Annotated in this window: 27 protein-coding genes; 13 read left to right on the top strand and 14 right to left on the bottom strand. The window is 67.9% G+C overall.

The features are described from left to right. Window positions 1-107 precede the first annotated feature (107 nt). A complete protein-coding gene (locus tag EV649_RS21320) occupies window positions 108-1,490 on the top strand; it encodes a glutamate synthase-related protein (protein ID WP_130385318.1) in 1,383 nt (460 codons plus the stop codon). Here the strand turns inward: EV649_RS21320 and EV649_RS21315 are convergent. Beyond that, entirely contained in the window at window positions 1,441-2,211 is a 771-nt protein-coding gene (locus EV649_RS21315; protein ID WP_157996278.1) for a BTAD domain-containing putative transcriptional regulator, read from the bottom strand. The genes EV649_RS21320 and EV649_RS21315 overlap by 50 nt on opposite strands. Before the next feature lie 348 nt (window positions 2,212-2,559). Here EV649_RS21315 and EV649_RS21310 point away from each other — a divergent pair, with 348 nt between their 5' ends. From EV649_RS21310 to EV649_RS21295, 4 genes are all read left to right on the top strand, one after another. Next, window positions 2,560-3,840: an ATP-grasp domain-containing protein gene (locus tag EV649_RS21310; protein WP_130385316.1), complete on the top strand. Its 1,281-nt coding sequence runs from the start codon at window positions 2,560-2,562 to the stop codon at window positions 3,838-3,840. A gap of 22 nt (window positions 3,841-3,862) precedes the next feature. Beyond that, window positions 3,863-5,206, top strand: a complete 1,344-nt coding sequence (locus EV649_RS21305) for a SidA/IucD/PvdA family monooxygenase (RefSeq protein ID WP_130385315.1) — start codon at window positions 3,863-3,865, stop codon at window positions 5,204-5,206. 33 nt (window positions 5,207-5,239) lie between these two features. Then, window positions 5,240-6,676, top strand: a complete 1,437-nt coding sequence (locus EV649_RS21300; RefSeq protein WP_157996277.1) for a cation:proton antiporter — start codon at window positions 5,240-5,242, stop codon at window positions 6,674-6,676. A gap of 165 nt (window positions 6,677-6,841) precedes the next feature. Next, complete coding sequence (locus EV649_RS21295; RefSeq protein WP_157996276.1) at window positions 6,842-7,456, top strand: sigma-70 family RNA polymerase sigma factor; 615 nt, start codon at window positions 6,842-6,844, stop codon at window positions 7,454-7,456. Between the two features lie 54 nt (window positions 7,457-7,510). On the opposite strand, the gene EV649_RS21290 is transcribed toward EV649_RS21295, so the two are convergent. From EV649_RS21290 to EV649_RS21265, 6 genes are read right to left on the bottom strand one after another with little or no spacing between them, the layout of a single operon-like run. Beyond that, window positions 7,511-8,425 carry an oxidoreductase gene (locus tag EV649_RS21290; RefSeq protein WP_130385312.1) on the bottom strand — a complete coding sequence of 305 codons (915 nt, stop codon included), beginning with the start codon at window positions 8,423-8,425 and terminating at the stop codon, window positions 7,511-7,513. Between the two features lie 11 nt (window positions 8,426-8,436). Continuing rightward, window positions 8,437-9,087 carry a response regulator transcription factor gene (locus tag EV649_RS21285; RefSeq protein WP_130385311.1) on the bottom strand — a complete coding sequence of 217 codons (651 nt, stop codon included), beginning with the start codon at window positions 9,085-9,087 and terminating at the stop codon, window positions 8,437-8,439. Between the two features lie 57 nt (window positions 9,088-9,144). Continuing rightward, window positions 9,145-9,687: a hypothetical protein gene (locus tag EV649_RS21280; protein WP_198682618.1), complete on the bottom strand. Its 543-nt coding sequence runs from the start codon at window positions 9,685-9,687 to the stop codon at window positions 9,145-9,147. 5 nt (window positions 9,688-9,692) lie between these two features. Beyond that, window positions 9,693-10,583 (bottom strand): universal stress protein, encoded by an 891-nt coding sequence (locus EV649_RS21275; RefSeq protein ID WP_130385310.1) that lies wholly within the window; start codon window positions 10,581-10,583, stop codon window positions 9,693-9,695. Window positions 10,584-10,599: 16 nt separating this feature from the next. Next, window positions 10,600-11,460: a universal stress protein gene (locus EV649_RS21270; protein WP_130385309.1), complete on the bottom strand. Its 861-nt coding sequence runs from the start codon at window positions 11,458-11,460 to the stop codon at window positions 10,600-10,602. A 5-nt stretch (window positions 11,461-11,465) separates the two neighbouring features. Continuing rightward, a complete protein-coding gene (locus EV649_RS21265) occupies window positions 11,466-12,020 on the bottom strand; it encodes a hypothetical protein (protein WP_130385308.1) in 555 nt (184 codons plus the stop codon). Window positions 12,021-12,221: 201 nt separating this feature from the next. On the opposite strand from EV649_RS21265, the gene EV649_RS21260 reads away from it, so the two are divergent. Then, window positions 12,222-13,103, top strand: a complete 882-nt coding sequence (locus tag EV649_RS21260) for a universal stress protein (RefSeq protein WP_130385307.1) — start codon at window positions 12,222-12,224, stop codon at window positions 13,101-13,103. Here the strand turns inward: EV649_RS21260 and EV649_RS21255 are convergent. Together EV649_RS21255 and EV649_RS21250 are read right to left on the bottom strand one after the other, a co-directional pair. Then, a complete protein-coding gene (locus EV649_RS21255; protein ID WP_130385306.1) occupies window positions 13,066-13,635 on the bottom strand; it encodes a PEP/pyruvate-binding domain-containing protein in 570 nt (189 codons plus the stop codon). The genes EV649_RS21260 and EV649_RS21255 overlap by 38 nt on opposite strands. Further along, window positions 13,632-14,576 (bottom strand): hypothetical protein, encoded by a 945-nt coding sequence (locus tag EV649_RS21250; RefSeq protein ID WP_241998496.1) that lies wholly within the window; start codon window positions 14,574-14,576, stop codon window positions 13,632-13,634. Before EV649_RS21250 ends, EV649_RS21255 begins: the two co-directional genes overlap by 4 nt. A gap of 122 nt (window positions 14,577-14,698) precedes the next feature. Between EV649_RS21250 and ppk2 the strand changes: the two genes are divergently transcribed. Continuing rightward, window positions 14,699-15,502, top strand: a complete 804-nt coding sequence (ppk2, locus tag EV649_RS21245; protein ID WP_130385304.1) for a polyphosphate kinase 2 — start codon at window positions 14,699-14,701, stop codon at window positions 15,500-15,502. Between the two features lie 29 nt (window positions 15,503-15,531). On the opposite strand, the gene EV649_RS21240 is transcribed toward ppk2, so the two are convergent. Both EV649_RS21240 and EV649_RS21235 read right to left on the bottom strand, forming a co-directional pair. Next, the gene (locus EV649_RS21240; RefSeq protein ID WP_130385303.1) at window positions 15,532-15,795 is read right to left on the bottom strand and encodes a hypothetical protein; all 264 of its coding nucleotides are present in this window, start codon (window positions 15,793-15,795) and stop codon (window positions 15,532-15,534) included. A 20-nt stretch (window positions 15,796-15,815) separates the two neighbouring features. Further along, the gene (locus tag EV649_RS21235; RefSeq protein ID WP_130385302.1) at window positions 15,816-16,145 is read right to left on the bottom strand and encodes a metalloregulator ArsR/SmtB family transcription factor; all 330 of its coding nucleotides are present in this window, start codon (window positions 16,143-16,145) and stop codon (window positions 15,816-15,818) included. 89 nt (window positions 16,146-16,234) lie between these two features. Here EV649_RS21235 and EV649_RS21230 point away from each other — a divergent pair, with 89 nt between their 5' ends. Further along, a complete protein-coding gene (locus tag EV649_RS21230) occupies window positions 16,235-16,420 on the top strand; it encodes a hypothetical protein (protein WP_130385301.1) in 186 nt (61 codons plus the stop codon). A 209-nt stretch (window positions 16,421-16,629) separates the two neighbouring features. Here EV649_RS21230 and EV649_RS21225 read toward each other — a convergent pair whose 3' ends face one another. After that, window positions 16,630-17,439, bottom strand: a complete 810-nt coding sequence (locus EV649_RS21225) for an aldo/keto reductase (RefSeq protein WP_130385300.1) — start codon at window positions 17,437-17,439, stop codon at window positions 16,630-16,632. Between the two features lie 217 nt (window positions 17,440-17,656). Between EV649_RS21225 and EV649_RS40845 the strand changes: the two genes are divergently transcribed. The 5 genes from EV649_RS40845 (at window position 17,657) to EV649_RS21195 (ending at window position 22,158) form a co-directional block, all read left to right on the top strand. After that, on the top strand, window positions 17,657-18,649 hold the full coding sequence (locus tag EV649_RS40845; protein WP_157996273.1) for a hypothetical protein: 993 nt from the start codon (window positions 17,657-17,659) through the stop codon (window positions 18,647-18,649). Window positions 18,650-18,810: 161 nt separating this feature from the next. Continuing rightward, window positions 18,811-19,806: an NADP-dependent oxidoreductase gene (locus EV649_RS21210; protein WP_130385298.1), complete on the top strand. Its 996-nt coding sequence runs from the start codon at window positions 18,811-18,813 to the stop codon at window positions 19,804-19,806. 27 nt (window positions 19,807-19,833) lie between these two features. Further along, complete coding sequence (locus tag EV649_RS21205; protein WP_130385297.1) at window positions 19,834-20,679, top strand: alpha/beta hydrolase; 846 nt, start codon at window positions 19,834-19,836, stop codon at window positions 20,677-20,679. Further along, on the top strand, window positions 20,676-21,470 hold the full coding sequence (locus EV649_RS21200) for a strictosidine synthase (RefSeq protein WP_130385296.1): 795 nt from the start codon (window positions 20,676-20,678) through the stop codon (window positions 21,468-21,470). The genes EV649_RS21205 and EV649_RS21200 overlap by 4 nt, the downstream gene beginning before the upstream one ends. An 85-nt stretch (window positions 21,471-21,555) precedes the next feature. Continuing rightward, entirely contained in the window at window positions 21,556-22,158 is a 603-nt protein-coding gene (locus EV649_RS21195; protein ID WP_130385295.1) for a TetR/AcrR family transcriptional regulator, read from the top strand. A gap of 2 nt (window positions 22,159-22,160) precedes the next feature. Here the strand turns inward: EV649_RS21195 and EV649_RS21190 are convergent, their stop codons facing one another. Then, window positions 22,161-22,955 carry an ABC transporter permease gene (locus EV649_RS21190; protein WP_130385294.1) on the bottom strand — a complete coding sequence of 265 codons (795 nt, stop codon included), beginning with the start codon at window positions 22,953-22,955 and terminating at the stop codon, window positions 22,161-22,163. Next, window positions 22,952-23,851: an ATP-binding cassette domain-containing protein gene (locus EV649_RS21185; protein WP_130385293.1), complete on the bottom strand. Its 900-nt coding sequence runs from the start codon at window positions 23,849-23,851 to the stop codon at window positions 22,952-22,954. The genes EV649_RS21190 and EV649_RS21185 overlap by 4 nt, the downstream gene beginning before the upstream one ends. Window positions 23,852-23,854: the final 3 nt, after the last annotated feature.

Here is a 23,854-nt window from a genome sequence, read left to right as displayed (position 1 = left end):
TGGCGGGGAGAGAAATCGTCGCGATGTGCAACTTTGTTTCCCCGCGCTTGGGGTCTGCCCGGGTCGGGCAGGGAGTCTCCCCACTCAGCTCCGTTCGGCCACGCGCCATGACACGCACTGAGACGCCGCCGGGGGCCAATGCCCCACGGATCCGTATTTTCGTCGTACCGGCGACGCCTCTTCCGGTCAGAAGCCGACCGAAGGAGGGCATCCTGTACGCCGAGGGGTTCCCCGAAGCAGCGATCCGCCGCCGTGCCCGGGCCGGAGCCGCCGACGCGTTCCCGTCCACGGACGACTACGGGCAAGTACTGTTCGGCGCCGACTGTTCTGTTCCGGCGGACGATCACCTCGACCGCCTGCGACTGGTGCCGCCGGTCTTCGTGCCGCAGCGGCTGGCACAGCTCGTCGAACTGGCCCGGGAGCCGGTGTACCGCGACGTCCGGCTGGAGACGACGATCGGCGGGTTCCGGTCCGCGGTGCCGACGTACGTCTCGGCGTTCGGCTCGACGGAGGCGGCGAGCGTCGCACTCGGCCTGGCCGCCGGCCGCCAGGCCGGACGCCTCGGTATCCCGATGGTCATCGGCGAGAACGTGATGCCGGTCAACAGTTACGGACGGCTCGAGGCCGATGCGGAACGCTCGCTGCTCGGCCGGATCCGCGCGTACCAAAGCGAGGCGCTGGACGGGTACGGCGGCGTCGTCGTCCAGCAGAGCACCGAAGACGCCGACGCCGAGGTATGGAACCTCGTGTACAGCGATCCGAACGTCCTGCCGCTGCTGGAGTCCGGGCGGCTCGCGTTCGAACTCAAGGTCGGGCAGGGCGCCAAACCCGGGCTGGGCGGTATGACGCTGGTGGGGGCGGAGGCCGCCGAACGGTTGGCCGGTGCGTACCTCCTCGACCCGGTCTTCGGCGGCGACCGGGTACTACGCAGCAGCAGCCCTGGCACCTTCACCGAGGAGATCCTGCGGCAACAGATCCGCCTGATGCGCAACAACTATCCACGGGCCAGAGTGTGGGTGAAACTGCCACCCGCGCGGGACGTTTCGGCGGCCGCGCAGGTGGCCTGGGCGGCCGGTGCGGACGCGGTGTCCGTCGACGGCGCCGAGGCGGGGACAGGCTGGGCTCCGCAGGTCTTCCTCCGCCATGTCGGGCTTCCCTTGGGCGAGTGCCTGCTGCGGATCGGGCGCGACCGAGCACCCTCCGACCCGTCCTGTCTGCTGGTGTCCGGCCGGATGTGGGAGGGCGCGCGGGTCGCCAAGTGCCTGGCCCTCGGCGCGAACGCGGCGGGCCTGGGCCGGGCCGCGCTCCTCGCGGTGGACACCGACCCCGACCACGGCCTCGTCAACCTCGTCGAGTGCCTCGCACTGGAGTTGCAGTTCCTCGTCAGCGCTCTCGGCAAGTACCACGTGCAGGCACTCGGTCCGGAAGATCTCTGGAGCCCTACGCCAGCGTCGTCCTGGGCGACAGGGATCGGCTCCGGTCCAGCTTGAAGATGTCTGCGACGGCCCTGCGCGGATCGGCTCCGATCTGCCGGCGGCGTACCAGATCCACCAGCTCCGGGGTGGGCTCGACACCGATTTCGCTGGCCAGACTCCGCCGGAAGAACTCGAGCCGGCGGATCGCCTCGACCACATTGTCCTCGGCGAGATGAACCTCGATCAGCACCCTGGTCGCGCTCTCCCGCAACGGTTCGAGTCGCACGGCCGCCATGGCTGCCTCGATCGCCTCGGCGTACCGGCCGGAACAGGTTAGTTGCTGGGCCGTCAGCTCGAGCGCGTGCAACTGCAGCTGGCGTAGGCGTTCCCGCCCCAGCAGGACCCAGTCGTCGTACCAGCCGGGCAGCAACTCGCCCATCGCGGCGAGCGTCGGCAGGAGCCCTTGGTCGGCGCCGCACTCGCCGTCGTTGATCACTCGGCGAATGGCGTCGATGAGTGTGTTCACGTCGACGTCGACCGACTCGTCGACGCGCAGCGTCTCGTCACCGGTGATGAGTGGGTGTGGACTCAGCTGGCGGAGCCGCCAGAGCGCTGTGCGCAGGCAGGCCTGCGCCTTGGAGTCCGAGACCTCCGGCCAGAGGGTGCCGGCCACCTCGGCGCGGCTGGATCGCCCGCGCAGCGCGACGAACGCCACCACGCGGCGCGCACTGAGCGGGATCGGCAAGGTCTGTTGACCGTCGACGACCCAGAAGCCGTCGAGCATACGGAGCCGCACCGATCGGTGAACTCCGACAGGTGGGACTTCCGGATCAGGATCGTCCGCTGCTACGGGCCGAGCGCGCATCTGTCGATCTCCCCACACTGGTACGAGTCCTCACGACCCGCCCAGTCCGGGAACCTTCCACTACCACGAGAAGTATCGGGCGGGCGGGCCCTGTCACACAGGTATCGCGACTTCTCGTTAGGTTGCTCCCGAGCTACCTTCCGAGAAGGTAGATCCGTCACCTGTTTGAGTACAAGCAGTTGGAGCGACGGATATCCCGCACCTGCAATCGCGGTAGGTGTATCACCCACACCGGATCAGGCCCTCTCGTTCGTCAGTGACGGCTCCCGGGAGGATGGCGTGGACGACGACAACGGTGTCGTACTGCAGTTGGGCAGCGGATTCCAGCCGTACCGGGAGTACCTGATCCAAGGGGCGGCCGCGCGCAGCCGGCTCTGGCTGATCGACGACGAGCCAGCTACCTGGCAGGCGTCGTACCTTGCCGGCAGTTCTGTGGTCGTCCCTCTCGAGGGCGCCGGCCTGGTGCTCGACCACGACGGTCTGCTCGCGGCCGCCGAGGCTGTCGCCCGTACGCACGGGGTCCGCGGAGTCTTCACGTACGACGAACCGTCGGTGATCGCGACCGCCCTGGTGGCGGAGCGACTCGGGCTGCCGGGTCTGACCGCACGGGGTGCGCAGGGTTGTCGCGACAAGGCGCGGACCAGGCAGGCACTCACCGCTGCCGGTCTACCGCAGCCAAGGTTCGCAGTGGCCACGACGGCTGCCGAGGCCGCCACCGCGGCCGCGGACATCAGCTATCCGGTCGTGGTCAAACCGCGCGGTATGGCGGCGAGCATCGGCGTCGCCGTGGTGAGCGATGCGGCCGGCATCGCCGACGCGTTCGACCGCGCCGACAGCTCCAGCCGCAACGGTCCGGCCGAGTATCACGGTGGCGCGCTGATCGAGGAGCTGGTCGACGGTCCGGAGATCAGCGTCGACGGTGCTGTGGTGGCCGGCGAGTACCTGCCGTTCTGCGTCGCCCACAAGCAGCTCGGCGAACCGCCGTACTTCGAGGAGGTCGGCCACCTCGTCGACGGGGCGGACCCGTTGCTGGACGATCCCGAGCTGCGCGAGCTGCTCCGGTCAGCACACGAGGCGATCGGAGCGCCGTACGGCATCACCCACACCGAGATCCGGTTCAGCTCGCGCGGACCGGTGGTGATCGAGATCAACGGCCGGCTCGGCGGTGACCTGATCCCGTACGTGGGCAAGCTGGCCACCGGTATCGACCCCGGTGCGGTCCTGGTCGACGTGGCGCGAGGCCTCCGTCCCCGGCTGGAGCCTGATCATCGGACCTGCGTCGGCATCCGGTTCTGCTACCCACCCGAGGACTGCCGCGTCGTCGAGATCACCGTCCCCGAGCCCGGGTCCGCACCGGGCCTGGTGGAGGCCCATCCGATGGTCGGAGCCGGGGCGAGCGTCCGGCTGCCACCGCGCGCGCACATCGGCCGGCATGCGTACGTCGTCTGCAGCGCGGACGATCTCGCTACCTGTGCGGACCGGCTGACCGCCGCCGCGGATCTGGTCGAACTGAAGTACGACGCGCTGAACGAGCCTGAGTATTCCGGACGGCCCTGGTGAGCCACGACCCTTTGGAGCTGCTATGACCAACCACGACGTCGAACTGCTCGCCATCGGCGCCGGGCCGGCCAACCTCGCGCTCGCGGTGGCGCTGGAAGAACTCGGCGCCGACGGCCTGGCAGAGCGCTCGCTTCTCATCGAACGCGGGCCGACGGTCGAGTGGCAACGCGGCCTGCTGCTGCCCTGGACGAAGAGCCAGGTCGCCTTCGCCAAGGACCTGGTGACGCTGCGGAACCCGCGCAGCAAGTTCACCTTCCTGAACTACCTGCGCAGCGTCGGCCGCCTCGACGACTTCATCAACATGGGCAGCTTCACGCCGTACCGCGTCGAGGTCTCCGGCTATCTCCAGTGGGTGTCGGAATCGCTGCGGAAGGTGCAGCTCCGGCTCGGCTGCGACTGTACGTCGGTCGAACCCGTGCGCGATTCCGCCGGCAGCCTGACCGGATGGCTGACCCGGATCGCCGACGGCACCACGATCTCCAGCCGCTACCTGGTCATCGGCGCCGGACGTGACGCGTACGTTCCGCCGGAACTCAGCCACCTGCCCGCCCACCGGCTGATCCACAGCACCCGGTACCGCAGCCGGATAGCGACCCTCGACAAGGACCAGCAGTACCGGATCGCGGTGATCGGCGCTGCGCAGAGCGCGGCCGAGATGTTCCGGGCAACGCAGCACGACCTGCCGAACAGCGACGTGAGCTGGGTGATGCGATCGATCGGGCTGCGCGCGTACGACACGAACAAGTTCACCAACGAGCTCTACTACCCGTCGTACATCGACAAGTTCTTCGAGGCCCTGCCGGAGGGCAAGAAACAGATCCTGCAGGAGATGCACCTGACGAACTACTCCGGTGTCGAGAGCGACCTTCTGCAGGAGCTCTACACCATCCTGTACCTCGATCGGCTGAGCGGCGTCGAGCGGCGGCGGCTGGTGCCGATGACCGACATCACCGGTGCCCGCACCGACGGGGACGACATCGTGCTCGAGCTGACCGACCGCAAGACCGGCGCCGTTCACGAGCTGCGCCGGGACCTGGTCTTCCTCGGCACCGGGTTCGTCCGGGAGATGCCCAGGCTGATCCGTGGACTCGGCGCGGCGATCGGGCTCGACCGTATCGAGGTCAACCGGCAGTACCGTCTGGACCTCGGCGAGCCGTCGGACGCGGCCTGCTACCTGCAAGGCGTGAACGAGGCGACGCACGGCATCGCCGACTCACTGCTCAGCGTGCTCGGCAACCGGGCCGCGGACATCGCGCAGGACGTCCTCGCCCACCGTGCCGGCAAGCGAGTCAACGGCGTACACCGGCCCGCAGCGGAGCGCCGTACCGCTGTCCCGGTATCCGCCGACGGCGCAGTGCCCGCCTGACGGGGCGTGCCCATGCCCTGGCAGGACAGATCGTTGCTTCCAAAGCCTGGCCGGGCATCGGTGGTCGCAGCCTTGCTGGTTGCCGGCGCGGTTGCCCTGGCCGTCATCGGGTACGCCGCCGGCTGGCTGCGGCCGGAGTACACGGCCACGGCGACGTCTGTACCCGCGGCTGCTGGGCAGACCTCGGCACAGCTGATGTGGCGGCTGCTGCTGGCGATTGCGGCCGTCTGCGCGCTGGCGACCTTGTGCGGCCGGCTTGCCCGGCTCATCGGGCAGCCAGCCGTGGTCGGCGAGATCATCGCCGGGCTGGTGCTCGGGCCGTCGGTGATCGGATCGTTGACGCCTTGGCTGTTCGAGGCCGTGCTGCCGGCCGAGGTACGACCGAACCTCGGCCTGCTGGCGCAGGCCGGGCTGACCGTCTTCATGTTCGCCGTCGGGTCCGACTTCGGCCGGATCGGCCGCGAGCGCGGTGCGATCGCGGCCGCCAGCCTCGCGATCATGGCGGTTCCGTTCGCCCTCGGGCTCCTCGCAGCGATACCGCTCTACTCGACGTTGGCCGGGCCAACGGTGGACCGGCTGCCGTTCGCCGTCTTCATCGGTACGGCGCTCAGCATCACCGCGTTCCCCGTCCTCGCGCGGATCGTTCAGGACTGTGGGCTAGAGGGCACCCAGCTCGGATCGCTGGCCATGCTGTGCGCGGCCGCTGCGGACGTGCTCGCCTGGTGCGCCCTCGCGATCACGATGGCGATGATCCGGTCGACCGGTCCTGGTGATGCTCTGCTGGCACTGGGTCTGACCGTTCTCCTGGGCGCCGTTTCCTTGCTGGTCCTCCGGCCGCTGCTGCTCCGTCTGTCCCTCCGGTACGCCGCTTCCGTGCCCACGCCGATCCTGGTGTTGCTGGTCCTCGCCCTCATCCTCGGTCTGGCCGCGGCGACCGACCGGATCGGCGTACACGCGATCTTCGGCGGTTTCCTGGCCGGCCTCGTACTGCCGAAGGACAGCCTGCCGGTCGTGGCCGTGGCACAGCAGATCGGCAAGCTCAACCGCACTCTGCTGGTGCCGGTCTTCTTCGCATCCATCGGCCTGCAGACCGACGTCAGTGCAGCGGTCTCCCAGCCGCAGGTGCTCGCCGCCGGCGCTCTCCTGCTGGTCGTAGCCGTCGTCGGAAAGCTGGCCGGAGCCGTGCCTGTGGCCCTGGCCGGCGGGCTGCCCGCGCGGTCCGCGGCGGGACTGGGAGTCCTCATGAACGCGCGCGGGATCACGGAGATCGTCGTACTGTCCGCCGGGCTCGGCGTCGGCATCATCAACCACAGCGCCTTCACGGTGATGGTGATGATGGCGCTCGTCACCACGGTGATGGCCGCGCCGTTCCTGCGTCTGCTCGGCCCGTCGCTGCTGCACCGGGACGACTCCGGCCGGTCGCCGGCCAAGGCGTATGCGAACGGTGACGCCACAAGCACGATTTCGTGACGAATCGACTACGGCTGCGTGACGGCCTCGGTGATCGAATAGGCGGCGAAGGCAGCACTGACGACGACCACGGGGAGTGGTGAGGCACAGGGCCGTCGGGCAGATCCTCCTGTGCTACCTCGCGTCTTGTCGCCAGCTGCGCGAATCAGCGAAAGGACGTGGAGCGTGTCGACGATCTCGCTACGCAGAACCGCACGGCCGCTCGAGGGTAACCGCGACCACACCGAGTCCGGCCCCTCGATCGCGGATGTTCTCAACCGCGCACTCGGCTCCGACTGGTCGGCCTGGAAGGAGCTGGAAACCCGCTACGGTTCACTCCTTCTGCACACCGCTCGCGGTGTCGGCCTCAGCCACAGTGACGCCGCGGACGCCGCTCAGCTCACCTGGCTGCGGCTGTGGCAGCACGGCCGGCAGATCCGCGACCCAGAGTGCCTTCCCGCCTGGCTGGCCGCGACGGCCCGCCGGGAAGGTCTGCGGGTGGCGATCAGCCGGAAGCGGTACCTCCTGTACGCCGACCCGACAACCGAGCACTCCGACGGCCAACGCGCCGCTGTCGTCGACGTCTACCCGGCCGACGGCGAGTACGAGCCTTCCACGGAGCGAGCCCTGTCCCGGCTGCCCGCCCGCTACCAGAACCTGATCAGACTGCTGATGTCGGACAGCTGCCCGTCCTACCTGGAGATCGCCGAGAAGCTCGACCTCCCCATCGGCAGCATCGGCCCGATGCGAATGCGAGCCCTCCGCATGCTCCGCCACTCGCCCGAACTGATCACCCACTGAAACCCGAGCCCGGCCAGGCGATCTCACTCCCCCAGATCCCCTGGCCGGGTGCCGTCAGGCGGGGTCCGGGCGGACGCCGGTCAGTTCGGCCGTGCGCTTCCAGAGTCGCGCGCGCAGCGTCTGATCCTGTGCCCGTGGGTCGATCCGGGCCGGGCCGACTCCACCGAAGAACTCGCCGAACTTCTGAGACCCGTAGTAGTCACCGCCCCGCACGTCGGGTGCGGTCGCTGCGTACAGCACCGGCAAGGTGCCCTCGGGCACGGACTGCGACAGCGCTTTCGTCAGTGCGTTGAGCGGTCTCGCGAAAGCGCCGAGCCCTTGATTGCGGGCGCCCGCGGCGCCGAGTTCCGTGCCGGTGAACCCGGGGTGCGCGGCCACGCTGAGCACCGACGAGCCCTCGGCCGACAGGCGTTCCTGCAGTTCCAGCGCGAACATCAGCCCGGCCAGCTTGGACTGCGAGTACGCGTGAGCCATCCGGAACCCCCGGTGCTCGAAGCCGGGGTCCTCGATGTCGAAACCCTTACCGCGGTGGGCGATGCTCGATACGGTCACGACGCGGGTCGAGTCCCCTGCACGCAGCGCCGGCATCAGCAGCCACGTCAGCGCAGCGTGCCCCAGATAGTTGGTGGCGAAGATCGACTCGTGTCCCTCGGCCGTACGCCGCAACCGGCCGGCCGGAATGCCCGCGTTGTCGATCAACAGGTCGACGCGGTCGCCCGTACGGTCCCGGATGTCCGCCGCGGCCTTTCGAACCGAATCCAGATCGGCGAGGTCCAGCAGGACGAGCTCGCCGCCGACCGCCGCCGCGGCCCGCTCACCGCGCTGCTGGGACCGGCAGGCGAGGATCACCCGGGCACCCTTGGCCGCGAGCACCGTCGCGGCGCGCAGGCCAAGGCCCGAGTTCGCGCCGGTGATCACGACGGTGCGGCCGTGTTGGTCGTGGATGTCGTCGTCGGACCAAGCTCCCATGGGCCAGCATGCTAGCCGCGCGGCTTCCGATCGTGTTCGACGGCGAAGACCGCGGCCTCGGTTCGGCGCTCCAGGTTGAGTTTGCGCAGCAGCGAGGACACGTAGTTCTTGACGGTCTTCTCGGCCAGGAACAGGGACTGCGCGATCTGCCGGTTCGTCTTGCCTTCGGCAATCTCGGCGAGAATGCGGCGCTCCTGCTCGGTCAGCGACGCGTACCGGGGGTCCTCGGTCGCGACCGGATGACGCAGACGCTCCAGCACCTTTGCGGTCATGCTCGGGTCGAGCAGCGACTCTCCGGCCGCAAGACGACGTACGGCATCGACCAACGCCTGACCGTTGATCTGCTTCAGCAAGTACCCGGCAGCGCCGGCCATGATCGCGGTGAAGAGCGCCTCGTCGTCGGAGTACGACGTCAGCATCAGGCACGCCGGCGGCTCGTCCATCTGCGAGCGGACCTCTCGGCAAACCGTGATGCCGTCACCGTCGGGCAGCCGTACGTCGAGAACGGCGACATCCGGCCGTACGGCGGGAATCCGGGCAATCGCCTCCGCCGCCGTCCCCGCGTCACCGACCACCTCGATATCCGGCTCCGCGTCGAGCAGCTGGTGCAGCCCCAGCCGCACCACCTCATGATCATCGAGCAGAAACACCCTGATCCCCATCGAACTCCCTCCCACGCCCCACCCCAGCATCCCTCGCCACCACGCTACCCACCAGGGTCAGGCGACTTTCGCGGACCCGGTCAGCAGACGGCCGAGCTCCGCGCCCCAGCGCTCCGCTCGCTCGATCTCGACGTCGCGGATGGGACCGGTCGTCTCGTTCACGAAGAAGCTCTCGGACGTCGTGAGCATCTGGTACCCCCTCCGGCGCAGCAGCTTCGCCGCCGACCGCGCCGCCGACCCCGGCAACCGCCGTACCCTGGCGATCCGGGTGTCGAAGGTCGTGACCTGCAGCCTCTTCACCTGATCTCCCGCCGGCTGTTTCATCGCAGCCAACCACTCACGGATACCGACCTCGACAGGCGTCACCAAACCGCCTTGCTTCCATGCGTCCTGCCGGGTCGACAGCCGACTCATCGAGAACGCGTGCGTCGGCCCCCCGACCACCAGCAGCCGTACGTCGGCAGGCACCACATCAGGCGCCTGGTTCACCGGCACAGTCTCGGCCGGAAGGTACGCCCGCAGCCCGTCCCGGACCGCCCGCGCGATCCGTTCGGTGTTGCCGAACATCGACTCGTACACGATCAGTGCATTCTCGGACATGACCCTCACCTCTGCAGCAATGACTCGGTACGACGGTCCACTGCGTATTCGGCATCCGTCAGGTGGTGCGGCACGATCGCGACCGGGCACGTCATCGCCGCCACCGACCGCCGCGCGACCGGATCGATCGCCAACGGACCGCTATGTGCGCCGACGACGACCAGCCCGACGTCAGCGCTCTCATGCACCAGCGCCGCGGACGGCGGCCGGCTGCTCAGGAACCGCGTGATCTTCACGTCCGGGAACCGACTCGTCCAAGGCGCCAGCGTCTCCGACAACAGGTAGTCCGCCCGGCTGATCCACGAACACTCCGGATCCTCATCCGCGAACGGACGCTCCGCCGGCAGCCCCGCATGCACGACGATCAGGTCACCCTCACGCCCCGCCGCAGTACCGAAGGCAAACTCCAGCGCCTCCGCCGACAACGCCGTACCATCAATGCCCACGGCAACCTTCCGGTCGAGCAGCGACGGTTTCCACGACAGCGGCACCACAATCATCGGGCACCCCGCCCGCGCCGCCAGCCGCAGATTCGTCTGCGTATGCACCAGCCGCTGCGGACCACGACTCCGCGACCGCGCAACGACCAACATCCGCGCCGACCGCGCCGCATGAGCCAGCACCCGCAATCGCGACCCCTCCTCCGCGACCGCGACCAGCTCCGTCGCGTACCCGTCACGATGCCGAAAATGCGCCACCGCAGACCGCAGAGCGGCGTCCGCCACCTCGGCCGGCGAGCTCGGCGTGAAAGAACCGTGCGCAGAATACGGCGCCACCAGCACCAACTCCGCGCCTACCCGCAATGCCTCGGCGGACGCATAGTCCACCACCCGAAGGTTCTCCGCAGTCCCGTCCACCTCGACCACGACAGGCCCGGTGCGGTTCCAGTCACTCATCTGTCTCACTCCAAGCTCAAGCAGGTACGACGGCCAACGGGCAGCCCGCGTGGTGCAGTACGCCACGGGTCACCGAGCCGAGAAGGATGGACGCCAGCCGGTTGTGGTGATGGGTGCCGACGACCAGGAGCTGGGCATCGGACTGCTCGGCGGCCGTGACGACACCGTCGACGACGTGACCTCGCCGTACGTCGACCTGGATCGCAACGTCGGGGTACTTCTGCCGCCATTCGGCCGCGACGTTCTCGCAGTACTGCTGGGCGTTCTCGGCCCACTCGGCACTGATGCCGCCGGTGTTCATCTCGTCCCAGCCGAAGACCGCCGGCAGGTCCCAGACATGGAGGATCTTGACCGGCACCTTCCTCTCAGCCGCCGCGGCGATCGCGAACTCCAGCACGGATGGACTCTCGTCCTCGTCCAGGGCGACGATCACCGGCCCGGCCTGATCGGACGGCTTCCAGTGCTCCGGCACGATCACGACCGGGACTGTCGCGTGGGCCACGACAGCTTCCGAGGTTGAGCCGACCAGCAATCGCTTGAATGTTCCCAGTCCGCGGCGTCCGACGACCAGCATCCGACTGTCCGCAGCAACCGTGTTCAGCGTCCGGGCCGGCTGGCCGACCACCAACTCGGCCTCGTGCTCGAGCAGGCCTGGGCTCTCGTCCAGATACTTCTGTACGTCGTTGACGAGATCGGTCGCGGCGTCGTCGATGGCGTCAGGTTCCCACACCGAGACGTCGCGGAGCTTCTCGTCGATCACGTGCACCACCTGGAGGGGCTCCTGCCGGAGCAACGACTCCTGCAAGGCCCACTCCAGGGCACCGGTGTCACGCCAGGCGCCGTCGACTCCCACGTGGATGACCGGTTTGGTTCCCATCGAGCTCACCGCATCCACGGGTACTTGCGGACGAAGTCCTGGCTGCTCCACCACTTGCCGAGACCCCACACGTTGCCCGCAGCAACCAGCGCCAGGACCACGACCGTGACAGCGCCGACGATGTGATCGTCCAGCACAGGGTTGTTCTCCGGCGGAAGGTTCGCCGACCACATCAGCAGGTACAGCAACGCGCCGCTGACCGCCGCGATCCGCATCCCGATCCCGAGCGTCAACGCGAGACCGATGCCGGCCAGACCGATCATGAACAACGGCGTAACCCACCAGTCACCGACCAACGACCGGTAGAAGTCCGCCATCGGGCCGCTGGTCCCCTTGCCCAGGAATCCGGCAGTCGGGTCGCCGCCGTCGATCCAGCCCTTACCGGACGGAGTCGCGTAGCCGAGCCCGAACACCTTGTCGACGAACGCCCACAAGAACGAGAGCCCGAGAACAATCCGCAGTACGGCGAGCGCACGCCCGGCCGCAGTGGTGATCATCGTGTGCCGAACGGGCTCCATCGCGGGAGCCTGCAGATCGCGCCGGTGCGAGGTGGTGGTCATGATGTCGTCCTTTCCCTTGACTTCTTTGACATCTCGATCGTCCGATTCCGCAGCGACATCCGGCAGAGTCGAACGACCCACCTGTCCCGGGACGTCTGCCGCACAGGACCTTCGGTGCTCACCTTCGGGACCTTCCGTCCTGCCGTACCTCCCCCGGACCGACTTGACTGGATCCACAGGACGACAAGCCTGGGAGGCGCCATGTCGGCAGAACTGCCCGTACTGGTGGGAATCGACGGATCCCGCGACGGTCTCATCGCGCTGACCTGGGCAACGGCGTACGCCGAACTGCACCAGGCACCGCTCCACGCCGTCTACGTCCTCGACGACGAACGCGACATCGGCGGCGGCCCGCCGCCCATCGGCGCCGACGACGGCAGCGAAGTCCTCGACGACGCCCTCCAAGAGCTCAGCCAGCTGGGGTTCCGGGATGCATCGCTCGACGTCCGGCACGGGCACCCAGCACAGGTTCTCCTCAAGCTGTCCGAGCGGTCCCGCGCCCTGGTCGTAGGCCGGCGCGGCATGGGCGGCTTCGCCGAACTCGTCCTCGGCTCTACTTCCCAGGTCTGTACGGCGCTCGCCACGAAGGTCCCGCTGATCGTCGTCCCCGACACCTGGGACCCCGCGACGCCCGCACACCAGCGGATCGTCGCCGGAGTCGACGGCTCGGTGGAGGGTCAGGACGCGCTCCGGTTCGCCTTCGAACTGGCCGCGGCGACCGGCGCGGAGCTCCTCTGCGTGCACGCGATCGAGGTCCGCCAGACCTACCCGGACCCCAACAACTGGCTCGACCCGGCGCGGCAACCGTGGATCGACACCGCCGACGAACTGCTCATACACACCCTCGAAGGCTGGACCGCCAAGTACCCGGACGTCGCCGTCCAGCACCGCGGCGTCGCCGACCACCCCGTCCTCGTCCTGGCCCGCGAGTCCCACGACGCCGACCTCGTGGTGGTCGGCGGCCAAGGCCGTACGGCGTTCTCCGAATTACGCATGGGCTCCGTAGCCCGCGGCCTGCTCTACCACTCACACTGCCCGGTCGCCGTCATACGGTCCCCCGCTGCACGGTCACCGGCATCATGACCTTCAGGTGGTCGATCCCCTCCGCCTCCCGCTTGCCGACGGCAACGGCCCCGTACAGCGACGCGAAGCACCGCCGGCAGGCCGCGAGTACGTCGTGACCTGTGGTGAGATGCAGGAAGACCTCGTCCGGCACCACGTCCGCGGACGTCATCGGGCTGCAGCGGACTGCGACCTCCGTACCGTCACCACCCAGGTCCTGGTACGCATCCAGGATCTCGTCGACCACTCTCAGGGGCAGCGGCGCATCTCGAAAGGCCGAACGGATGTCCGCCGCCACCACGACCAAGTCGCGGCCGGCGTGGAGTCTCCGGATCTCCTCGGCGATCGTCGGCTTGAGCCCCGCCTCATGGACGAACTCGCGGTACGCCGCAGCAGTCACGGCGAACCCCTCGGCGACGCGGACTCCTTCACGCGCCAACTCAGCCAACCGAGCTGCCTTCACACCGACCTGCTCCGGATCCACATCCGCCTTGCCCCTCTTCGGTGCCAGTTCCAGATCACCGGTCAGCCGTACGACGTACTCGACGTTCATCTCTCCTCCTCAACATCCTCGACAGCGCGCCGCGGCGTCGGCGGCACCGTCGGGCCGTAACCGAACCGGATCACCGCCTGCGGACGCTGCCACGAACCCAGCGGATCATTGATCTGCACCCGGAGTTCTTCATGCTCGATCGCCTGATTGAGCAACGAGGTCGACAACCCACGGGCGGTGGCCTCCAGCAGCACATGCTCCAACGCCTGCCCCGCCCGCAACCACTCGATCGGCCCGTCGTACCGGGTCGCTAGCACCGCTAGCTGCGGCTCCCGCTCGAACTCCGCCACCGGACGCACCGCATCCGCAACCGTCGCCGCCAGATCACGCACCACCGGATTCCCACCCGCGACTCGCGAACCCAGAGCACTGGAGGGCACCCCGTCGCTTCCCCGCTCCCCACCAACCCAACGCCGCCGCTCCGCCGTCCGAGCCACATCCTCGTCATCCGCCGCCACCGCATCATTCGTAGCCATCTGCAACCACCACCGCCGCGACGGCTTCTCGACCCACTGCAACACCGCACCCTCGACCCGCGCACACAGATCGAGCTCGGCGCGGACCTGCGCAGCCAGCCGCTCATCGGTGAACGGCTCCCGGTTCGTCCGGCGCTTGGTCAAGTACGGCGCCAGCCCGGCCAACGGCTCACCCGGCGAATCGCCCAACTCCACCACCGCCACCAGATCCGGCAACTGCTGGTCCACGAGATAGCGCACCTCCGAACCCATCCCCCGCGCCGCAGCCGCCACCCTCAGATTGAAGATCGCCGCCCCCAGCGACACGAACAACATCCGCCGCGACGGATCCTCGGCCGGCAACTCCCGCTCACGAACCCGGAACACCTGCACCGTCCGCCCCACGAACCGGAACCGCCACGGCTGCGTGTTGTGAATCGACGGAGCCAGCACCGCCGCACGCAGCAACGCCTGCCGGTCAGCCAAGGGAACTCCTGGTCTCGTCATACCCTCAGTGGAAGCCTGGTGCTCCGGCATCTGTAGAGGCGAAAGACCCGTCCGCGGCGTGACCGCTGTGTTCTTGGCGACGGATGCGGCATCGTTCTGGGATGGGTGACACGAAGCGATTGCCGAAGAAGCGCTACGAGCGGGAGCTGTTGCGGCTGCAGGCCGAGCTGGTGAAGCTGCAGGAATGGGTACGGGTCGAGAAGACCCGGGTCGTGGTGATCTTCGAGGGCCGCGACGCCGCCGGCAAGGGCAGCACGATCAAACGCGTCACGGAGTACCTCAATCCGCGCGTCGCCCGGATCGCGGCCCTGCCCGCGCCGACGGAGCGCGAGCGGACACAGTGGTACTTCCAGCGGTACGTCGAACACCTGCCGGCCGCCGGTGAGATCGTCCTGTTCGACCGCAGCTGGTACAACCGCGCCGGCGTCGAACGCGTGATGGGGTACTGCACCAACCAGGAGTACGCACGCTTCCTGCACCAGTGCCCGATCTTCGAACGGCTGCTCGTCGAGGACGGCGTACTGCTACGCAAATACTGGTTCTCGGTCAGCGACAGCGAGCAGCAGAACCGCTTCCGCAGCCGCCTCGAGGACCCGATGCGCCGCTGGAAGCTGTCGCCGATGGACCTGGAGTCGATCACCCGCTGGGAGGACTACTCCCGCGCGAAGGACGAGATGTTCGTCCACACCGACATCCCCGAGGCGCCCTGGCATGTCGTCGAGAGCGAAGACAAACGCTCGGCCCGGATCAACATGATCGCGCACCTGCTGTCCAGCATCCCGTACCACCAGGTCCAGCGACCACCCCTCGAACTCCCACCCCGCCCACCGTCCAAAGGCTACGAACGCCCACCCCGCGACATGCAAACCCAGGTCCCGAACCACGCCGCCCAACTCCACAACTGACCGTCGCGCCGGTTGGCGGGTTCCGGAGGTCAGAAGATGTAGAAGCCGGTGACTACGGTCGGGAGGATGCCGAGGACGAGCCACGGCGAGAAGGGTGTGCGCTGGTGGATGAGGCGCATGCCGACGACCGTCAGCAGGCCGATCACCCCCGACATGAGCCACAGACCGATCCCGCGACCGCGCTCGGTATCCGTGAAACCGATGCTGTAGACAGCGAGCGACACCGTCGGAACGCTGCCGACATGGAACAGGATGACCGAGGCGACCCACTTCTGAACGGTCTCGATCTTCATCGGGCGGGGCCGGCGCCGGGTCACCGGTCCGCCCGCAAACCGTCCAGCAGCTCCACCTGGTCCGACAACACCGACGTGAGAATGCCCCGGGCTACCGCGAGCAGCTCCGCCACCTGCGGACTCGTCAACGCGTAGTACACCTGCGAACCCTCGCGGCGGGTCGTCACGAGGCCGGCCCGACGCAGTACTGCGAGCTGCTGGGACAGGTTCGAGGCCTCGAGGCGGACCTCCGGCAGGAGTTCGCTGACCGCCATCTCACGTTCGCTCAACAACTCCAGGACGCGGATACGCGCCGGATGCCCCAGTGTCTTGAAGAACTCCGCCTTCAACTGGTGCAGCGGTGTCGTCATCCTCCGCCCTCCACTCGCTTCATGTTTGCAATATTCATGCGATCACGAATTGAAGAGTTCTGCAACTCGTGCATACAGTAGGACCCACCATGGACACGTACACCGCGGAACTGAACCAGCGGATCACCTCCGCCCGGGAACAACTCCGCGCTGCCCGGGACACCGGAGACCTCGACGCCGAGCGCATCTACTCGGGCGAACTCGACAGTCTCCTCCGCCAAGCTCTCGAGAACGGCATCACCGTTCCGCCGGAGGGCACCGGCCGGCACGCCTGAACGACCGACACCGTCTGGGGGGACATTGGAGACCGCCGCTCTCTACGAAGTGACCTACACATTGCACGACCGAGCTGCACCGACCCGGACCGTGACGGACGCCGCCGGTGTCACCGAACTCGTCCGCCAAGCCGCAGCCTCCGGATCCCGGGTGCACGTTCGCCCGCTCCCCGAGGACGAACTACCTCGAGCAACCTGAGCCGCGGGGATCAGGTGAGGTCGGCGGCGTAGGCGGTTGCCAGGGGTTCGTCCCATGCCTCGGATTCTGCAGCTAGGGAATCGAGGACTGTTTGCGGTCGTGTCGCGCCGGAGACGACGGACAGTACGGGCGACGACGCCAGGAGGGCACGTAGTTGCAGGCGTTGCAGGGAGACACCACGGTCGGCAGCTAGGGCGGCGAGCTGTGGCGACGGAGCCGCGATCGAGGGCCGAAGGGGCGAGTAGGCGAAGAACGGGACCTCGTTGGCTTCGCACCACGCAAGCACGTCGAGCGACTCGCGTCCGATGGCGCTGTGGTGATTCTGTACGGCGTCGACACGCGCGACCGCAGCCGCCCGCTCGAGGTCGGCGACGCTGACGTTCGACAGACCGACCCGAGCCACCTTGCCTTCGTCGCGCAGCTCCGCGAGAGCTGAAACGCCCTCCTCCACAGGCTGCTCGGCGAGATCGACGCGATGGAGGTAGTAGAGATCGAGGCGCTCACGCCCGAACACCCGAAGACTCGTCTCGACGTCGGACCGGATCCGGTGCGGGCTGATGTCGGCATCCCACGTGGACTCGCCGGTGCGCGAATGACCACCTTTGGTTCCAACGATCACGCCCGTACCCCGAGCTGCCTCCGCGGCCAGCTCCTCGCCGTACAACGGCGCATCAACGTGTGCGTACGCGCGCGCGGTATCGAGGATCGCCGTACCAGCGGCAATGCCGGCCCGGATCGTGGCGAGATCAGCGGAGCGGTCCCTGGGCGCGAAGGAGAAGCTCGCGACCCCGAGCGCAACCCGCCCGACAAGTTCCTTCATGAATGCCTCCTGCCGATGACGCTACACGTCCATGTGCGATACACGGACGCCGGGCCGATTCGGTTCAACATCCCGCAGTCGATGCCCTAGGCAACTACCTGGGCGAGTGGATCTCACATCGCCGTGAACCGGTTGGCGGTAACGACCGTGTAGGCCCCGAACACACCGAGCACGGCGCCATCCAAGGCAGCCGTGACGACCAGGGAGGGACCACATCATGACCAGTGCGACACGACGTCTCCGGCGAGGTATCAGCGCGGCAGCCGTCGCGACCGTCACCACGGGCATCGCCCTCAGCCTGGCCGGTACGGCGTCCGCGGCGGCTGCGGGCAGCGTCGTCATCGAGGCCGGCCAACTGATCGTCACCGGCACGAACCACGCGGACAACATCGATCTCAGCGTGCCGGCCGCGGACACGTCGGTACTCGAGGTCGACTTCGGTGACGGTACGGCGAAGCACACCGTGAAGCGCAGTGACTTCGGTCCGATCCAGGTCAGCAGCCGTGGCGGCAACGACGTCGTACGGATCGACTACGGCGCCGAGGTGCAGCCGTTCACGACCATCGACACCGGCGCCGGCAACGACAGCGCGTTCGGTGGCAGCGGCAACGAGCTGTTCCGCACCGGCGCCGGCAACGACTCCGTCGACGGGAACCGGGGCAGCGACACAGCGCTGCTCGGCAACGGCAACGACACGTTCACCTGGGACCCGGGCGACGGCAGCGACGTGATCGAGGGCGGTCGCAGCCAGGACACCATGGTGTTCAACGGTTCGGCCGCCGCGGAGAAGTTCGTTGCCTCCGCCAACGGTCCGCGGCTGCGGTTCACCCGGGACGTGGGCAACATCGTGATGGACACCGACAACGTCGAGCGGGTCAGGCTCAACGCCCTCGGCGGCGCCGACACGGTCACCGTCGGCGATCTGCGGCGTACCGACGTACGGAAGGTCGACGTCGACCTCGGCGCGCAACTGAACACGGGCGGCGGCGACGCAGCAGTCGACGCGGTCACCGTCACCGGCACCCCCGGCAAGGACCTCGTCCGGGTGTCCGGATCCGGTGGGAACGTGCGGGTCGCGGGCCTGAGCGCCGAGGTCCGGCTCTCGGACGCGGAACCGACCGACCAGCTGACCATTGACACCCTGACCGGCAACGACAGGGTCGCCACCGGCCGCCTCGCAGCGAGCGTCATCGGTCTCAGCATTCTCTGATCACGACGTCATCCTCCGGCCGAACCCCGGCGTCCGCCGCACGCGGACGCCGGGGTTCGGCCTTGTCTCCGGGGCTCACTTGACAATTTAACTGAGCCGACTCATTATTGAGGCAACTCAGGTTGATCGATCTGGGTAAGCCATCGGAGAAGGAAGTCGCCGTGCGCGCGTTCGTCGTCAAGGAGTACAAGGGGCCGGTCCAGCAAGCGGACGTCCCCGAGCCCGTGGTCGGAGAGCACGACGTACTCGTGCAGGTCCGGGCGGCCGGGCTCAATCTGCTCGACGAGAAGATCCGGGCGGGCGAGTTGAAGCAGATCCTCAAGTACAAGCTTCCGCAGATCCTCGGCAACGACGTCGCCGGAACGGTGCTCGGCGTCGGCCCGAAGGTGCAGGGATTCAGGCCCGGCGACGAGGTCTACGCCCGGCCCGGCAAGGACCGCATCGGAACGTTCGCCGAGCGCATCGCGGTCGCCGAGGACGACCTGGCGCTCAAGCCCGTATCGGTCAGTCTCGAGGAAGCAGCGTCGCTGCCGCTGGTGGCTTTGACCGCCTGGCAGGCGCTCGTCGAGCGGGGCAACCTGCAACCGGGGCAACGGGTGCTGATCCACGCCGGCTCCGGCGGCGTCGGGACGATCGCGATCCAACTCGCCAAGTATCTCGGCGCCACGGTCGCCACCACGGTCAGCTCCGGGAACGCCGACTTCGTGCGCGAGCTCGGCGCGGACTTCGTCATCGACTACCGCAGCCAGGACTTCGAGCAGCTCGTCGAAGGGTACGACCTGGTGCTCGACAGCCTCGGCGGCAAGAACCTCGAGAAGTCCCTCCGCGTGCTGCGCCCCGGCGGCAAGGCGATCGGGATCGCTGGACCACCCGATGCGGCGTTCGGTCGCGAGCTCGGCGCGAATGCGGTGCTCCGGTTGGTCATGGGCGCCCTCAGCAGCCGCATCCGACGCCAGGCGCGACGTCTCGGCGTGACGTACGAGTTCCTCTTCATGCGCGCCAGCGGCGACCAACTTCGCCGGATCACGGCCCTCGTCGACAGCGGCGTACTGCGCCCCGTCGTCGGACGGGTCTTCGACTTCGACCAGACCGTGCAGGCAGTGCAGTCGCTCGACAAGGGCGGCATCCGCGGCAAAGCCGTCATCAGCCGGCCCTGACAACCCCTACGAACCAGGAGAACCACCATGAGTACCGTCATCACCAACTACAAGGACGCGCCCGCCCGCACGGTCGACGCCGGCGGCGTCACCTACGCCTACCGCGAGCTGGGGCCGAAGGGCGGGATTCCCGTCGTCTTCTTCGTCCACCTCGCCGCGACCCTCGACAACTGGGACCCCCGGATCATCGACCCGATCGCCGCGGAGCACCACGTCATCGCCTTCGACAACCGCGGCGTCGGCGCCTCCACCGGCCGCGTCCCCGACAGCATCGAGGCGATGGCCGACGACGCCTACACCTTCATCACGGCGCTCGGCTTCGACAAGATCGACATCTTCTCCTTCTCGCTCGGAGGCATGATCGCCCAGGCCCTCGTGGTGAAACATCCCGAGCTTGTCCGCAAGCTCGTCCTCACCGGCACCGGCCCCGCGGGCGGCAAGGACATCGACAAGGTCGCCGGTACGACGTACTACGACATCCTCCGAGCGGCCCTGACCCGGTCGGACCCGAAGGAGTTCCTGTTCTTCAACCGCAACGCCACGGGCAAGCCTGCCGCTCGCGCGTTCGTCGACCGGCTCAAGGAGCGCACCGCAGACCGCGACGCAGAGATCAAGGTCACGGCGTTCCAGACGCAGCTGAAGGCGATCAAGAAGTGGGGACGCTCCGCCCCCGCCGATCTGTCGAAGATCACCCAGCCCACGCTGATCGCCAACGGCGACAACGACCGCATGGTGCCCTCGGTCCTGTCCGAGGACCTGCACCGGCGCATCAAGGGCTCGGATCTGATCATCTACCCGGACTCCGGCCACGGCGGCATCTTCCAGTACCACCAGAAGTTCGCCCCCGTCGCCGTCGACTTCCTCTCACGATGACTACCGCGCAAGTGGGCGTGAAGAAGCACCTCACCTCCTCCATTCCGCTCTGGGTGCGCACCGATCAGCCCCGCCAGACCGGCATGGACTACTGGAAGGGCCCGCACTCGAAGATCATCTCCGCCACTCCGGGCTTGGAGGAGTACCGGCAGATCCACCTTGCGGAGGACAACCCGGGCCGGTGGCCGGTGACCGACGGGGTGGAGACCTCGATCCCCGTCGACCGGAAGATCGACGGCGTCGCGGAAGTCACGTTCCACTCGGCGCTCTCTCCCCTGCTGGGGCGCAAGCAGACGCAGCTGGCGTACAAGGACGAGATCAACGTGTTCCGCCGTACTCTCCTCTACACCGGCCCGCCGAACTCGTCCCGCTGGTACGACGTCGCAGGCCCAGGTGAGACAGTCGGTGCCCGTGCGATGGTCTACCTCCGCCGTAGAGACGGGGTCGGCGCCGGCGAGTTCCGGAAGTTCATCAAGGAGCGGCTCGTTCCCGCACTCGCCGACACCGGAGTGCTCAAGGAGCTTCGTACGCAGACATTCCTGCCCTGGATCGAGAAGCTCTGGGACACCCCGAACGTCGCGCACGACAACCCTCACGACCAGCAGTTCCACGCGTCCCTGATCCTCGGGTTCACCGACGCCGCAGCACGCGATACCTTCTTCAGCAGCCACGTCATCGAGGAACTGTCCAACCAGCTGGCACCGCTCGCCTCCGCGATCCATGCGTACGACGTCGACGCCGCCCTCACCTACGTCAAGAACGGCGCCATCCTGCCGCACTACGAGCAATAGCCGCTCTCGTTGCCGTGGAAGAATGAACGCCGGCACGTTCGAGCCCACCCAGCCGGAGCCCACACAGCAGAAAAGGAAGGCAGCCATGCCACTCGCCTCCCAACGAGTCGGACGGCGCGAGCGGAACAAGCAGGAGAAGCTCGACCGCATCACCGCCGCCGCCCGAGAGCTCTTCGCCGAGCGCGGCGTCGACGAGGTCACCACCCAGGAGATCGCGGACAAGGCCGACATCGGTGCGGGCACGCTGTTCCTGTACGCCAAGACCAAGGGCGAACTCCTCCTGCTCGTGCAGAACTCGACGTACGCCGACGCACTCGCCGAAGGTACGTCGGCTGCCGAGAGAATCTCCGACGTACTCGACGCGGTGATGGCGATCGTCCGCCCGGTCGTGGAGTGCAACCGCAAGCAGATCGACAACGGACGGACCTACCTGCGCGAGATCGTCTTCGGCGACCCCGAGGAGCCCCACCACCGCACCGCACTCGGCCTGACCGTCCAGACCGAGCAGGCGATCGCCGACGTCCTTCAGCGAGACGAGCGCAGCAGCGCCACCGACGCCGCGACGCTCGCACACATCGTCTCCGCAATCATGTTCGTCAGCATGGCGGCGACCATCAACATCGCCAAGCCGGTCGACGACGTCGTCCAGGAGATCAAAACCCAGGTCCAGGTCCTGCTGCCGAGGTGACGTCAGGCTGACTTGACCTCGCGGTGGAGGAGTCGGAGGAGGCCGAGGGCCAGGGGCAGGATGACCCAAATGGTGCCCGAGACTGCGATGTGCGCCCAGTCGCCGGCCTGGAACGTCCGCTGATCGAAGGCCGGGGCCATCGCGGTGTTGACGTCGAGCCAGGGCGCGACCTTCTCGAGGCTGCCAACCATCGAGAACAGCACGGTCCAGGCGATCGGGACCACGTAGTAGAGCACGATGGCGGCGGCGGTGTTCATCAGCAGCATGCCGAAGGCGAAGCCCTGAACGATGCCGATCAGCTGTACGGCGAAGAAGTCGCGGACGTTGGCGGCGCCAACGTTCCAGCTGCCGGCGCCGTCCAGGAACGCCATCCCGGCCAGGTTGCTCACGGCGGCCACGCCGAGTGCCACGACCACCGCGAGCAGGCCGATCAGAACCACAGCGACCAGTTTGGCGACGGCGATCCGGATCCGGCTGGGCTCGAGGGTGAACGTGACCAGGCCGGTGCGCTGGCTCCACTCCGCGGTCACTGCGAGGATGCCGAGCACCGGGAGCAAGATGCTCTGCGGGGTCGCCGTCGCACCGACGAGGTTCATGAAGGTCAGCTGGTCCGGATCGGCGACGAACAAGAACACGACGATGACGGCGACCGTGATCAGACCGATCGCGGTGAGCAGCCAGAAGCCGGCCCGGGTGTCGACAAGCTTGCGCAGTTCGGCCCGCAGCAGGCGGCCGAAGGGTACGGATGCCACCCTCGGATCCGGGGTCATTTCGATGTGGCGGGTCGCGGTACTCATGCGGTGACCTTCTCTCGTGCGTCGGCGGCGGTGAGCTGCAGGAACATTTCCTCGAGTCCGGAGCCGTCCGCGCCTCGCAGCTCGGTGACGACCACGCCGTACTGCGCGGTGGCCGTGGCGATCTGCTCGCGGGTGGCATCCACGACGTACGCGCCGTCGGGCTCGAGCTGGTAGACGAGCCCGGCGGCGTCGAGGCAACGCGCCAGCGCATCCGGGTCCAGGCCACGGACGAGCGTTCCCGCGGCGTTCAACAGGTCGGCCTTGCTGCCGTCGGCAACGATCACGCCGCGACCGATGACGACCAGGTGGTCGGCGATGACCTCGATCTCGTGCAGAAGATGTGAGGACAGCAGGACGGTTCCGCCGCGATCCGCGAAACCCTTGAGCAGCCCGCGCATCCAATGGATGCCGGCCGGGTCGAGTCCGTTGGCAGGCTCGTCCAGGATCAGCACCTGCGGGTCGCCGAGCAGGGCGTGCGCGATGCCGAGGCGTTGCCGCATGCCGAGCGAGTAGTTGCCGACCCGGCGGTTGCCCTCGTCGCCGGACAGCCCGACGATCTCGAGCATCTCGTCGACCCGTTGGAGGCGAAGGCCCATGACGATGGCGCCGAGGCGAAGGATCTCGCGGCCGGTCCGCCCCGTGTGTTGTGCGGACGCGTCCAGGAGGACCCCGACGTGCCGCCCCGGGTTGGGGAGTTCGGCGTACGGAACGCCGAGGATGGTGCTGCGACCCGCCGACGGCGGGGTCAGCCCGGTCATCATGCGCATCGTGGTCGACTTGCCTGCCCCGTTGGGACCGAGGAAGCCGGTGACGGATCCAGGCTGCGCCTGGAAGGACACGCGGTCTACGGATTGGTGTGTTCCGTACCGCTTACTGAGTTCTTCGACTGTGATCATGAG

It is taken from the genome of Kribbella sp. VKM Ac-2569 (assembly GCF_004216905.1).
Lineage (GTDB): Bacteria > Actinomycetota > Actinomycetes > Propionibacteriales > Kribbellaceae > Kribbella.
This window is presented reverse-complemented; position numbering and strand designations above follow the sequence as displayed.